Raw genomic sequence first — 13,213 nt, 5'->3', positions numbered from 1 at the left:
ATCGGCCATGACTGGCGCTTATCCCAATCTCCGCCTCCGCCGCACCCGGGCCAGCGGGTGGAGTCGCGCGCTCCACCGCGAGACCGTGCTCACGCCGGCGGACCTGATCTGGCCACTGTTCGTCACCGGTGGATCGGGCGTCGAGGAGCCGATCGGCTCGCTGCCCGGCGTATCGCGCTGGTCGGTCGATGGCATCGCGGCACGCGCCCGCGAAGCGGCTGCTCTCGGCATTCCGTGCGTGGCGCTGTTTCCCAACACGCAGGGCCACCTGCGTAGCGACGACGGTGCGGAAGCGTTCAACCCCGACAACCTGATGTGCCGGGCGATCAAGGCGATCAAGGATGCGTGCGGCGGCGACATCGGGGTGCTGACCGACGTCGCACTCGATCCATATACCAGCCACGGCCAGGACGGGCTGCTCGACGCGAGCGGCTATGTCGTCAACGATGACACCGTGGCGGTGCTGGTCGATCAGGCGATCAACCAGGCCGAAGCCGGCGCCGACGTGATCGCCCCGTCCGACATGATGGACGGCCGGGTGCGCGCGATCCGCATGGCGCTGGAGATGAGCGGGCACCACAACGTCCAGATCATGGCCTACGCCGCCAAGTACGCGAGCGCGTTCTACGGCCCGTTCCGCGATGCGGTCGGTTCGGGCGGCCTGCTCAAGGGCGACAAGAAAAGCTACCAGATGGATCCCGCCAATGCCGAGGAAGCCTTGCGCGAAGTGGCGCTGGACCTGGCCGAGGGTGCCGACAGCGTGATGGTCAAGCCGGGCTTGCCCTACCTCGACATCGTGCGGCGCGTGAAGGAGCGGTTCGCGGTGCCCGTGTTCGCCTATCAGGTGAGCGGGGAATACGCGATGATCGAGGCGGCCGCGGCGGCGGGTGCAGGGGACCGCGACGCGCTGGTGCTGGAAACGCTGATGGCGTTCAAGCGCGCCGGGTGTTCAGGCGTGCTGACATACCATGCCGCCCATGCGGCGCGGCTGCTCGGCGCATGATCGAGACCGACCGCCTGATCCTCCGCGAGTGGCGCGAGGCGGACTGGCCGCGCTTCTGGGCCGGGACCAATACGCCTGCGGTGATGCGCTGGCTCGGCGGGGTGCTCGACGAAGATGGCATGGCCGCCACCCGCGCGCGGGTGGAGAACTGCCAGGCCGCCAACGGGTTCTGCTTCTGGGTGGTGGAGCGGAAATCCCATGACGACGTACTCGGATTCTGCGGTCTGAAGCGCGCCGATGCGCCGGGCTCGTCGGTGACCGGGGCGGTGGAAATCGGCTGGCGGCTGCGCGAGGACGCGTGGGGTCAGGGTTACGCGCGCGAAGCCGCCTCCGCCGCGCTCGGCGCGGCGTTCACCCGCTTTGGCGCGGACGAGGTGGTCGCGCTCACCGTTCCAGGCAACGCGGCGAGTTGGGGCCTGATGAAGCGGCTGGGGATGCAGCGGCGCGCGGAACTCGACTACGTCGATCCGCGCTTCGGCGAAGAGCTCAACCCCTCGATCGTCTATTCGCTTCGCCGCGACCAATGGGAGACTGCCACGTGATCGACCGCCCCGGTGTCCGCCTCATCTCGATCCACGGCAAGAGCCCCCGGATCGACGACAGCGCCTTCATCGCCCCCGGCGTGACGATCATCGGGGACGTGACGATCGGGCCCGATTCCAGCGTGTGGTACAACTGCGTCCTGCGCGCGGATGTCAGCCGCATCGTGATCGGCGCGCGGACCAACATCCAGGACGGCAGCATCCTGCACTGCGATCCCGAGCGGCCGGGCGATCCCGAGGGCAGTCCGCTGATCATTGGCGACGATGTGCTGGTGGGGCACCTGGTGATGCTGCACGGCTGCCGGGTCGAGGATCGCGGATTCGTCGGCCTGGGCGCGATCGCGATGAACAAGGCGGTGATCGCATCCGACGCGATGCTCGCGGCGGGAGCGATGCTGACCGAAGGTAAGGTGATGGCCCCGCGCGAGCTGTGGGGCGGGCGCCCCGCGCGCAAGATGCGCGACCTCGATGACATGGCTATCGCCGGCATGCGCATGGGCGTCGCGCACTATGTCGAGAACGGCCGCGCCCACGCCGCGGCGATTCTGGCGGATGTTGCGTAGCGCGACTTAGCTGGCGCTGGCGGGGGGCTGGCGCAGGTACCTGAACATGTAGCCGACGTAGTCCGCCTTACCCAGCGGCACCCCGGCGGTGCGCAGGATCGCATAGGCGGTCATCAGGTGAAAATAGAACTGCGGCAGCGCCCAATCGCGCACGTAGCCGGCGGTATCGAGATCGAATGTCATGCCGTTGGCGAGGCTCAGCTCGACCGCCGCATCGTCCCCGCCGAAAGGGGTCTTGCGCCAGCCCTGAATCAGCGCGCGGGTCGCGGCGATCCGCTCCCGCGCGGCGGTCAGAGTCTCGTCGTCGATGTCGCTGGAAGAATAGGCCACGCCCGCGGCGCCGGCCATCGTCTCGCCAGGCAGATTGCAGCAGAACCGGACCTGGCGCGACAACGGAAACATGTCGTCGGTCAGCCGGCGCTCCAACAGCGCATCGCCCCCGTGGTCGGCCGCTTTGCCCAGCCACCCGTCGAGCGAGCCGAGCATGTTGTCGTACGTGGTGAGAAGCGTTTCGGCGGTGTGCATCGCGGTCGCGTAGTCGCGGGTCAGTCCTTGATCAACGCCTTCAGCGCATCCAGCCGGTCGGCTTCGTGCGGCGGCTTGTCCCACCGCACCCGGTGGACCCGCGGGAAGCGCATCGCGAGGCCTGACTTGTGGCGCTTGCTCTCGTGCACCGAATCGAACGCCAGTTCGAACACCAGGCTGCGGTCGGTCTCGCGGACGGGGCCGAAGCGGTTCACCGTGTGAGTGCGCACGTGGCGGTCGATTTTCTTCAGCTCCTCGTCGGTGAAGCCGGAATAGGCCTTCCCCACCGGCAGCAGCTCGGCGCCCGCATCGGGGTCGCCGTCCCAGCAGCCGAAGGTATAGTCCGAATAGAAGCTCGATCGCTTCCCGCTGCCGCGCTGGGCGTACATCAGCACCGCGTCGATCAGCAGCGGGTCGCGCTTCCACTTGTACCACAAACCCACCTTGCGCCCGGCGATGTAGGGCGAATCGCGGCGCTTGAGCATCAGCCCTTCGATCGCCTCGTCGCGCGTGCCGGCGCGGATCTGGCCGAGCTGTTTGAAGTCGGTGGCCTCGATCACCTGGCTGAGATCGAAGTGCGAGACCGGCAGGCGCGGCATCAGCGCCTCGAGCGCCTCGCGCCGTTCGGCCCACGGACGCTCGCGCAAGTCCTGTCCTTCCAGGATCAGCACGTCGTACAGCCGCACGAACGCCGGGTATTCGCTGAGCATTTTCTTGGCGACGACCTTGCGCCCCAGCCGCTGCTGCAGCGCGTTGAAGCTGGCCGCGCCGCCTTCCTCGCCGCCCTGGTGGCTCCCGCGCACCAGCAGTTCGCCGTCGAGCACCGCGTCTATCGGCAGGATGTCGAGCAGTTCGGGGAAGGTGCCCGAAATGTCGTCCCCGCCGCGCGAATAGAGCCGCGTTTCGCCCCCCATCCGGACGAGTTGGACCCGGATGCCGTCCCACTTCCACTCCGCGGCATAGTCGGCCAGATCGACCACGGTTTCCTCGAGCGGGTGCGCCAGCATGAATGGCCGAAAGGTCGGCATGTTCGCGGTGTCGGGCGCGGCATGGCCGTGTGCGCCCCAGTTGAACAACGGCTCGGACGGCGGGGTGAGGCCGTGCCAGTGCTCCTCGACCTCCTCCACCGTCACATCGAAGGCCTGAGCGAAGGCGACCTTGGCGAGCCGGCTGGAGATGCCGATCCGCATCGCCCCCGTCGCAAGCTTGAGCAGTGCATAGCGGCCCGAAGGATCGAGCCGGTCGAGCAGCGCGGGCAATTCGCTCAGCACCGACTTGCGGGTCATGGCCGTCAGCAGCTCTACCGCCTCGGTGACGGTCGGCGGGGAAGAGGGTACCTCGGGCGCGGGCCACAGCAGGCTGGCGGTCTCCGCGGTATCGCCGACAAAGTCGCGGCTCAGAGTCCACAGCACCGGATCGACCCGCTCCATCAGCAGGTTGCGGATCGTGCTAGACTTGACCGCGGGAAAATCGAGCCCGTCAGTCAGCGCGGCCAGCGCCCAGCCGCGGTCGGGGTCGGGCGCGGCGCGCAGGTACTCGGCGATCAGCCGCAGTTTCTCGTTGCGGCTGCGGGTATAGACCAGCGCATCGATCAGGGCGGCGAGTTCTTCCATCTAGGCAGCCGCGCCCCGGCGCGGTAATGTCGGCGCAAATCCCGGCGACCGTCGCGCGGGGCCGATTTCAGAGGATTTCCTGATATGCGCATGCTTCTCGCCGCCGCCGCCCTGATGCTTGCTCCCGCCGCCGCGCACGCGGACGACGCGGCGCCGACTGCCGAGACGGCTACCGCGCGGCTTAATCTCGACACCCCGGTCGAGACGATCGTGGCCGATCCGGCGGGCAAGGCGGCGCTCGATGCCAATCTGCCGGGGCTGACCACGCACCAGCATTACGAGCATCTCAAGGGCATGAGCCTGCGGATGATCGCGTCGATGGCGCCCGACCAGCTCACGGCGGAGATGCTGGCGAAAGCCGAAGCGAGCCTCGCCGCGATCAAGTGATCCCGCCGGGATCGACGCGGGGGCTGCGGCCTCAGTCATCCTCGTCCTCATAGCCGACCAGTGCCAGCGCCCGCGCGCGGCGCTGGTGGAGCTGGTGCCAGCGCAGCAGCGCTTCCTCGCGCCCATGGGTGATCCAGGTCTCCTGCGGGTTCACCTCCTGCACGGTGCGGGTAAGCTCGCCCCAGTCAGCGTGGTCGGAGATCACCAGCGGCAGCTCCACGTTCCGTTGCCGCGCGCGCTGGCGCACCCGCATCCAGCCCGATGCCATCGAGGTGATCGGATCGGGTAGCCGCCGGCTCCACCGGTCGTTGAGCGCGCCCGGTGGGCACATGACCACGTGGCCGCGCATCTCATCCTTGGTCGCCTCGCTGACCAGCTTGAGCTCGCCCAGATCGACGCCGAATTCTTCGTAGAGGCGGCACATGTTGACCAGCGCGCCGTGGAGATAGATCGGCGCGTGATGCCCGGCGGCGCGCAGTTCGGCGATCACCCGCTGCGCCTTGCCCAACGCGTACGCGCCGACCAGCACGCAGCGGTCGGGATGCGCCGCCAGGCGGCCCAGCAGCTTGGCCATCTCCTCGCCGATCGGCGGGTGGCAGAACAGCGGCAGGCCGAAGGTCGCCTCGGTGATGAAGATATCGCACGGGGTAACTTCGAACGGCGGGCAGGTGGGGTCCGGCCGCCGCTTGTAATCGCCGGTCACCACCACCCGCTCGCCGGCATGTTCGAGCAGGATCTGCGCGCTGCCGAGGACGTGTCCGGCCGGCACGTAGGTCGCGTCGACTCCGCCGGGCAGGCGGATGGTTTCGCCATAAGCGACCGGGGTGGCGCCATCGCGCGTGGCATAGCGCAGGTCCATGATCGCCAGTGTCTCAGGGGTCGCGACGGTCTGCCCATGCCCGCCGCGCGCATGATCGGCGTGGCCGTGCGTGACCAGCGCGCGATCGACCGCGCGCGAGGGGTCGATCCACGCATCCGCCGGCACGACATGAATGCCCCACGGTTCGGGCCTGATCCAGGAAAACGGCGGGGGCACGCCCGATTCAAGCGCGGGCGCGCCAACCCGTTCCCGCGCTTCGTATCGGGCGGTCTATTCCGTCGTGGGCCGCAGCCGCTCCATCAGCATTTTGAGGCCCGGCTTCTGTCCTTGCGCGAGCAGGCTGGCGCGGAACAGGCGGCCGAGGAAGATCACCTCCAGCGCGATGAACGCGGTCAGCACCACGCCTGCGCCGATCAGCTCGGCGGTGGGAATGCCCATGCCCAGCCGCGCGAGCACCGCGAACGGGGTCCAGATCGGCACCCATGTCAGGACCTGCACCATCGGCCCTGAATTGCCGGCGATGATCGCCTGCATCAGGAACGTGACCGGCAGCAGGATCGCGAGCAGCACCGGCATCAGGAAACCTTGCGCTTCGCTCATCGTGTCGGCCATCGCGCCGATCGCGACGAACACGATCGAGATCGCGATGTAGCCGGCGATGAAGAAGAAGATCAGCGTGGCGATCGCGCCGGGAGACGTAACCGGGGCGAGCGCGGGGCGGATCAGGTCGGCGATGGCGCCATGGGTGGCGAACGCCACCACCGCGCCGGTGCCCAGCCACACGGCGAGCATCGACAGCCCGATCGCCAGCGCGCCCAGCAGCTTGCCGTACATCAGCTCTTCCGGCGTGATGCACGCGAGGATCGATTCGAGCAGCTTCTTCGACCGTTCCTCGATCGAACCCTGCAGCATCCAGCTGCCCGACAGCATCAGCCCCATCATCAGGATATAGGCGAGCGCCAGCGGCACGATCGAGCGTACCAGCATCGCCTCCTTGCCCCCGCCCCCGGGCGGCGGCGTCGTGACGGCGATCGCCGGCGCTGCGGCCTGCACCGCCGCGGCGGCTTGCGCAGACATCCCGCCATCGGTCAGCAACCGCTGACGCAGATCGGCGGTGAGGGTGTCCTGCAGCGAGGTGACGAAATCGGTATCGGGCCGCTCGTTGGCCCATAACCGGACGGTCGGGTCCGCGGGGTACTGCGATCCCACCAGCACGACCAGGTCGGCGTGGTCGGTAGTGCTGTCGTCAGCCTCCAGCGCGCGGTCCACCGCGGCCTGGAGCTGCGGCCCCTGCGCCGCCGCCAGCGAGGCAGGCGGAGCGACGAAGGCATAACGCGGCGGATCGGCCTCGAATGCCGGAGTGTCCTCGGCCTTTACCCGATCGATGCTGGCGATCGCGGCATCCACGCCGCCGGCAGCGCGGAACGCGGCGACGTCGACGGGCGTGTACCACCGGTCGTGCGCCGCCCACGGCGCCTGCGGGTCGGCCTTCTCAAGCCCGTGGCGGCGAACGTAACGCGACAGCGCGGCGAGCACCTCGCGATCATGCTCGACCGCGAACCGCTGCTCCAGCGCGGTGCGCGCGGTGCCGCCGGCGCGGTCGATCATCATCACCTTCATCGGATCGCGGTCTTCCAGCCGCTCGCCCAGGATCGGCCCCAGCGCCAGCGCCGCGGGGATCAGCAGCAGGGTGAGCCAGAAGCTCTTGAGCTGGACGACTTGGTGGAACTCGCGCCCGGCGACGAGCAGGATGTTGCGGATCATTGCGCGCGCTCCCCGGCGGTTTCATCGGTCCCGCCGACCAGATGGACGAACACGTCGTGCAAGGTCGCGCGGCGTTCCTCGAACCGCCGCAGCGGCAGGCCGCTGGCGGTGCAGCGCTGCAGCACGTCGGCGGCGTCGACCCCGGGATCGAGGTGCAGCGAGTATTCGTTCCAGCCGTTGCCGAGATCGGCGCCCGCGCGCGCCTCGGCCACCCCTTCGATCCCGCTAATGCCGCCCGGCGCCACCGCGTCGATCCGGGCCGGCAAGGTGCCGCGCGCGTCGTCGATCGTGCCTTCGAATCGCTTGCGCCCCTTGCGCAGCAGCAGGATGCGGTCGCACAATCGCTCGGCGTGCTGCATCACGTGGGTGGAAAAAATCACCGCCGCGCCGCCCTTGGCCGCGTTGACGATCTCGTCCTCCAGCAGCTGCTGGTTGACCGGGTCGAGGCCCGAGAACGGCTCGTCCAGGATCAGCAATTGCGGGCGGTTGACGATCGCGGTGGCGAGCTGGACCTTCTGCGCCATGCCTTTCGACATTTCGGAGATTTTCGCTTTCGCCCGGTCGCCCAGGTCGAACCGCTGGAGCAGCTCGAGACCATGCGCCTTAGCCTCGGCCGCCGGCATCTGCTTCATGCGCCCGAAATAGGTGATCGCGTCGATCGCGCTCATGTTGCCATAGAGCCCGCGCTCTTCGGGCAGGAAGCCGATGGCGGCGGTGTTGCGCCGGTCGGGCGCGCCGCCCAGTACCTCGATCCGTCCGCTGGTCGGGCGGATGATGTCGAGCACCATGCGCAAGGTGGTGGTCTTGCCGGCGCCATTACCGCCTAGGAAGCCGTAGATCTCCCCCGGTTCGACCGCGAAGCTGAGGTCATCGACCGCCAGCACGTCGGCGAAACGCTTGGTCAGCGCCTCGACCTTCAGAACACTCGTCATCGTCCGACCCCCCACCTATCAGGTGCAGGGGGTAAAGGATCAAGCGCGACATGCCAATCGCGCCCGACCGCCGGCCGACCTCAGCCGACCGGCGTCATGCGGGATCAGTTGTTCTCGCCGGCCTCTTCGCTATCGCTGGTCTCGTCAGCGGGCTTGTCCTTGGCAGCAGGCTTGCCCTTGCCGGGTTTCGCCTTTGCGGGCTTGGCCTTGGGCGGGGCGGGCGTGAGTTCAAACGCCGGCTGGTTGTCCTTCAGGCTTACGTGCACTTCGCCGCCATCCGACAGCTTGCCGAACAGCAGTTCCTCGGCGAGCGGCTGCTTGATCTTCTCCTGGATCAGGCGCGCCATGGGGCGAGCACCGTACAGCTTGTCGTACCCCTTGTCGGCCAGCCATGCGCGCGCATCGCTGTCGAACTGGATGTGGACGTTCTGGTCGGCCAGCTGCAGCTCCAGTTGGAGGATGAACTTGTCGACCACCCGCGCCACCGTCTCGCGGCCGAGATAGGTGAACGGCACGATCGCATCGAGGCGGTTGCGGAATTCGGGTGAGAACATCTTCTTCACCGCGTCTTCCTGCGCGTCTTCCTTGCTGACATCGCCGAACCCGATGCCCTGACGCGCCATGTCGGACGCGCCGGCATTGGTGGTCATGATCAGCACCACGTTGCGGAAATCGACCGTCTTGCCGTGATGGTCGGTCAGGCGGCCGTTATCCATCACCTGCAACAGGATGTTGAACAGGTCGGGGTGCGCCTTCTCGATTTCGTCCAGCAGCAGGATGCTGTGCGGCTGCTGGTCGACCGCATCGGTCAGCAGGCCGCCCTGATCGTAGCCGACATAGCCCGGAGGCGCGCCGATCAGGCGGCTGACGCTGTGGCGCTCCATGTATTCCGACATGTCGAACCGCTGCAGCGGGATGCCCATGATGCTGGCGAGCTGGCGCGCGACCTCGGTCTTGCCGACGCCGGTGGGGCCGGAGAACAGGAACGAGCCGATCGGCTTGTCCGGGTCGCGTAGGCCGGCGCGGGACAGCTTCATCGCGGTCGACAGCTTCTTCACCGCGGCGTCCTGGCCGTAGACGACCTGCTTCAGGTCGCGCTCCAGATGCTCCAGCGCCTTCTTGTCATCACTCGACACGCTCTTGGGCGGGATGCGCGCCATCGTGGCGATGACCTGCTCGATCTCGCGCGCGGTGATCTTCTTCTTCCGCTTCGACGGCGGCACCAGCATCTGCATCGCGCCCACCTCGTCGATCACGTCGATCGCCTTGTCGGGCAGCTTGCGGTCGTTGATGTACCGCGCCGACAGCTCGACCGCGGTCTTGATCGCGTCGGGGGTGTAGACGACCTTGTGGTGCTCCTCGAACGCGCTGCGCAGGCCTTTCAGGATCTTGACCGTGTCTTCCACCGTCGGCTCGTTCACGTCGATCTTCTGGAACCGGCGCAACAGCGCGCGATCCTTTTCGAAGTGGTTGCGGAACTCCTTGTAGGTCGTCGAACCGATGCAGCGGATCGTCCCGCCGCTCAATGCCGGCTTCAGCAGGTTCGACGCATCCATCGCTCCGCCGCTGGTGGCGCCGGCGCCGATCACCGTGTGAATCTCGTCGATGAACAGCACCGCGTGCGGCATCTTTTCCAGTTCATTGACGACCTGCTTCAGCCGCTCCTCGAAGTCGCCGCGATAGCGGGTGCCAGCGAGCAGCGCCCCCATGTCGAGGCTGTAGATCACCGCTTCGGCCAGCACTTCGGGCACCTGGCCCTCGACGATCTTGCGCGCCAACCCTTCGGCGATGGCGGTCTTGCCGACGCCGGGATCGCCCACATAGAGCGGGTTGTTCTTCGACCGGCGGCAGAGGATCTGCACCGTGCGGTCGACCTCCGGCCCGCGACCGATCAGCGGATCGACCTTCCCGTTCTTGGCCTTTTCATTGAGATTGACGGTGAACTGGTCGAGCGCGGAGCCTTCCTTGCCCTTCGCCTCGGCCTTGTCCGCCGCCGGGCTTTCGCCCGCGCCCGACCCCTGCGGCGGCTTTCCGTCAGCCTGCTTGCCCCCCTTCCCGATGCCGTGGCTGATGAAGCTCACCGCGTCGAGCCGGCTCATGTCCTGCTGCTGGAGGAAATAGACCGCGTAGCTGTCGCGTTCGGAAAACAGCGCGACCAGCACGTTGGCGCCGGTGACGGTATCCTTGCCCGACGACTGGACGTGAAGGATCGCGCGCTGAATGACCCGCTGGAACCCGGCGGTGGGCTGGGGATCGCCATCGTCGGCGGTTTCCAGCTTCTGATATTCCTCGTCGAGATAGCGGCGCACCACGTCGCTCAGTTCGGCGACATCGACCCCGCACGCGGCCATCACCTGCGCGGCGTCCTCGTCGTCGATCAGCGCGAGCAACAGGTGCTCAAGCGTCGCGTATTCGTGATGCCGCTCCGCCGCGCCGGCGAGAGCGGCGTGGAGGGTCTTTTCGAGGTTCTGGGCGAAACTGGGCATTCGGGTTCTTTCGCTTGGGACTCGCTAGCCAGGCTGGGCGAGGAAGTATGAGCGGTGATGGTTAACGGCGCTTTTACGCCTTGGGCGGTGGTTCGCGCCGCGCGGTGCGCCGGGGAAGCGCCTGTCCGCGATATAGGAACGGCCCCGCGCGGTTTCGAGGCCCGGCTGGATCACGTTTTCGGCGATCCGAACAAGGCGTCGGCGGCGCTGCGGTGAGCGGCCGCCCTGTCCCGGTGAGCGCGGATCCGCGCGATTTCCGCCTCCAGCAGCTCGATCCGCTCGGCCAGCTCGTCAAGCGAGTAAGGCGCCAGGTCCTCCTTCGCGAGGAGGCTCGCCGCATCGCCTTTCGGCCGGGGACGGTCGTCTGCGTCCATCACCCGCGCAGCATCGCGCCGCGGCGCGCTTGCTGTCAATGGGCGGCAAGGCTAGGCGCACAGCCGCTGCAAGGTGATGTCGCTTTCACGCAACAGCTTTCGCGCAACAGGGGGGCAAGCATGGCCGCAGGGATGCCGCAGACGATGACCGCGATGGGCTTCGACGCGCCCGGCGGGCCGGACGTGTTCCGTGCCGAGGAGCTCCCAGTGCCGCAGCCGGGGCCCGACCAGGTGCTGATCCGGGTCGCCTTTGCCGGGGTCAACCGGCCCGATGTGATCCAGCGGCAAGGCTTCTACCCCCCACCGCCCGGCGCCTCGCCCATACCGGGGCTGGAGATCGCCGGGGAGATCGCCGCCATCGGGCCGAACGTGGGCCGCGAATGGCTGGGCCAGAAAGTGTGCGCGCTGGTCTCGGGCGGGGGTTATGCCGAATACTGCGTGGCGAATTTCGCCCACTGCCTGCCCGTGCCCGAGAAGGTGTCGCTGGCCGAGGCCGCCGCGCTGCCGGAAACGCTGTTCACCGTGTGGCACAACGTGTTCGAACGCGGCTATGCCTGCGAGGGCGAGACTTTGCTGGTCCACGGCGGCACCAGCGGGATCGGCACTATGGCGATCCAGCTCGCCAAGGCGTTCGGGCTGACGGTGATCACCACCGCCGGATCGAGCGGGAAGTGCGATGCGGCGCTGGCGCTCGGCGCCGACCGCGCGATCAATTACCGCGAGGAGGATTTCGTCGCCGAGGTGAAGACCTTCACCGGCGGCAAGGGGGTCAACGTGGTGCTCGACATGGTGTCGGGCGACTACGTGCCGCGCAACCTCGCCTGCTTGGCGGAGGACGGCCGGCACGTCACGATCGCGGTGCTCGGCGGCTTGCAGGCGACAATCAACATGGCGCAGGTGATGAGCAAGCGCCTGACGCTGACGGGCTCCACCCTGCGCGCCCGGCCCGATGCGTTCAAGGCGCTGCTGGCTGACGAGATCGCCCGCACCGCCTGGCCGCTGGTGGCGGACGGCACCATCCGCCCGGTGATGGACCAGACCTTCCCGCTGACCGAAGCTGCCGCGGCGCATGCGCGGATGGAGGGGGGCGATCACATCGGCAAGATCGTGCTGGAGGTGGCGGGCGGCTGACGCGCAACTACCATCTTGTCGCACAACTGTCCGATCGGGGCGTTATCGCGGCGGGCGAGATGATCAGGAGACGTGCGATGCTGCAGGATTGGGCAAAAGGACCGGTCGGCAATACCCCCGCGACCATCGTCGGCGGCGCGAAGCGGGAAACGCTGGCGGAGGTGATGGTGCGCGCCTTGCGGCCCGCCCGCGCGGAGCGGCCGGGCAGGGAGATGACGCGCGCCGCCTAAAGCTTGCGGAGAGCAGCGGCATCGCCTAGATCGGTCCCCACATGGCCGCCCCGCGAGGGGCGGCCCTTTTATTTCAGGACCCGCACATGGCCGACCAACCCACTCCGCTGATGCCCCATGCCACCGCCACCTGGCTGGTCGACAACACCGCGCTCTCGTTCGAACAGATCGCCCAGTTCTGCGGGCTGCACATCCTCGAAGTGCAGGCGATGGCCGACGATCTCGCCGGTTCGAAGTACACCGGCCGCGACCCGGTCCATGCGGGCGAGCTGACCAACGAAGAGATCGAAAAGGGGCAGGCCGACACCGACTACCGGCTCAAGATGCACAAGGCGCCGATCGCCGTCAGCCGCACCAAGGGACCGCGGTACACCCCGGTGTCCAAGCGGCAGGACAAGCCCGACGGCATCGCCTGGATCATCAAGAATCACCCTGAGGTGTCGGACGCGCAGATCTCCAAGCTGATCGGCACCACCCGCAACACGATCACCGCGATTCGCGAGCGGTCGCACTGGAACATCTCGAACATCCAGCCCAAGGATCCGGTGACGCTGGGCCTGTGCTCGCAGCGCGAACTCGACGCGACGGTCGCCAAGGCGGCCAAAAAGGCCGGGCTTGAGGAGGATGCGACCACCCGCGACGCGCGCTTCGGCAGCGACCGCGATGCGCTGATCGAGGAACTGCGCGCCGAGCGCGACACCAACACCAAGCTGGCTGCCGAAGCCGCGCAGGAAGCCGAAGCCGCCGCCTGGCTCGAAGCCAAGCGCGCCACGGAGGCGGGCGCCGAGTAACCGGCGGGCTCCCCGGGGCCCCGCTTGCCAATCGGGCGCGCTTGCCCCATCC

The 13,213-nt window shown here is 67.9% G+C and carries 14 protein-coding genes; 7 read left to right on the top strand and 7 right to left on the bottom strand.

Annotated features, from left to right (window positions below; all coding sequences use genetic code 11):
• The first annotated feature begins 7 nt into the window (after positions 1-7).
• From hemB to C0V74_RS08410, 3 genes are read left to right on the top strand one after another with little or no spacing between them, the layout of a single operon-like run.
• Positions 8-1,003, top strand: coding sequence for a porphobilinogen synthase (gene hemB, locus C0V74_RS08420; RefSeq protein ID WP_143251418.1), 996 nt, complete (start codon positions 8-10; stop codon positions 1,001-1,003).
• Entirely contained in the window at positions 1,000-1,545 is a 546-nt protein-coding gene (locus tag C0V74_RS08415; protein WP_143251417.1) for a GNAT family N-acetyltransferase, read from the top strand. Before hemB ends, C0V74_RS08415 begins: the two co-directional genes overlap by 4 nt.
• Complete coding sequence (locus tag C0V74_RS08410) at positions 1,545-2,108, top strand: gamma carbonic anhydrase family protein (protein ID WP_246845003.1); 564 nt, start codon at positions 1,545-1,547, stop codon at positions 2,106-2,108. Before C0V74_RS08415 ends, C0V74_RS08410 begins: the two co-directional genes overlap by 1 nt.
• A 6-nt stretch (positions 2,109-2,114) precedes the next feature.
• Here C0V74_RS08410 and C0V74_RS08405 read toward each other — a convergent pair whose 3' ends face one another.
• Both C0V74_RS08405 and C0V74_RS08400 read right to left on the bottom strand, forming a co-directional pair.
• A complete protein-coding gene (locus C0V74_RS08405; RefSeq protein ID WP_143251415.1) occupies positions 2,115-2,633 on the bottom strand; it encodes a DUF1993 domain-containing protein in 519 nt (172 codons plus the stop codon).
• A gap of 20 nt (positions 2,634-2,653) precedes the next feature.
• Positions 2,654-4,246 (bottom strand): cisplatin damage response ATP-dependent DNA ligase, encoded by a 1,593-nt coding sequence (locus tag C0V74_RS08400; RefSeq protein ID WP_143251414.1) that lies wholly within the window; start codon positions 4,244-4,246, stop codon positions 2,654-2,656.
• Between the two features lie 84 nt (positions 4,247-4,330).
• Between C0V74_RS08400 and C0V74_RS08395 the strand changes: the two genes are divergently transcribed.
• Positions 4,331-4,633: a hypothetical protein gene (locus C0V74_RS08395; RefSeq protein ID WP_143251413.1), complete on the top strand. Its 303-nt coding sequence runs from the start codon at positions 4,331-4,333 to the stop codon at positions 4,631-4,633.
• A 31-nt stretch (positions 4,634-4,664) separates the two neighbouring features.
• Here the strand turns inward: C0V74_RS08395 and C0V74_RS08390 are convergent, their stop codons facing one another.
• From C0V74_RS08390 to C0V74_RS08370, 5 genes are all read right to left on the bottom strand, one after another.
• The gene (locus C0V74_RS08390) at positions 4,665-5,669 is read right to left on the bottom strand and encodes a ligase-associated DNA damage response exonuclease (RefSeq protein ID WP_143251412.1); all 1,005 of its coding nucleotides are present in this window, start codon (positions 5,667-5,669) and stop codon (positions 4,665-4,667) included.
• A gap of 54 nt (positions 5,670-5,723) precedes the next feature.
• Entirely contained in the window at positions 5,724-7,217 is a 1,494-nt protein-coding gene (locus C0V74_RS08385) for an ABC transporter permease (protein ID WP_143251411.1), read from the bottom strand.
• Positions 7,214-8,149 (bottom strand): ATP-binding cassette domain-containing protein, encoded by a 936-nt coding sequence (locus C0V74_RS08380; protein WP_143251410.1) that lies wholly within the window; start codon positions 8,147-8,149, stop codon positions 7,214-7,216. Before C0V74_RS08380 ends, C0V74_RS08385 begins: the two co-directional genes overlap by 4 nt.
• A gap of 104 nt (positions 8,150-8,253) precedes the next feature.
• Entirely contained in the window at positions 8,254-10,635 is a 2,382-nt protein-coding gene (gene clpA / locus C0V74_RS08375) for an ATP-dependent Clp protease ATP-binding subunit ClpA (RefSeq protein ID WP_143251409.1), read from the bottom strand.
• A gap of 170 nt (positions 10,636-10,805) precedes the next feature.
• Positions 10,806-11,009, bottom strand: a complete 204-nt coding sequence (locus C0V74_RS08370; protein WP_143251408.1) for a DUF1192 domain-containing protein — start codon at positions 11,007-11,009, stop codon at positions 10,806-10,808.
• A gap of 120 nt (positions 11,010-11,129) precedes the next feature.
• Between C0V74_RS08370 and C0V74_RS08365 the strand changes: the two genes are divergently transcribed.
• The 3 genes from C0V74_RS08365 (at position 11,130) to C0V74_RS08360 (ending at position 13,161) form a co-directional block, all read left to right on the top strand.
• A complete protein-coding gene (locus C0V74_RS08365) occupies positions 11,130-12,140 on the top strand; it encodes an NAD(P)H-quinone oxidoreductase (protein ID WP_143251407.1) in 1,011 nt (336 codons plus the stop codon).
• A 77-nt stretch (positions 12,141-12,217) separates the two neighbouring features.
• A complete protein-coding gene (locus C0V74_RS12900) occupies positions 12,218-12,370 on the top strand; it encodes a hypothetical protein (protein WP_165938355.1) in 153 nt (50 codons plus the stop codon).
• Between the two features lie 86 nt (positions 12,371-12,456).
• A complete protein-coding gene (locus tag C0V74_RS08360) occupies positions 12,457-13,161 on the top strand; it encodes a DUF1013 domain-containing protein (protein WP_131620728.1) in 705 nt (234 codons plus the stop codon).
• The last annotated feature ends 52 nt before the right edge of the window (positions 13,162-13,213 follow it).

It is taken from the genome of Altererythrobacter sp. TH136 (assembly GCF_007065885.1).
Taxonomy (GTDB): Bacteria; Pseudomonadota; Alphaproteobacteria; order Sphingomonadales; family Sphingomonadaceae; genus Tsuneonella.
This window is presented reverse-complemented; position numbering and strand designations above follow the sequence as displayed.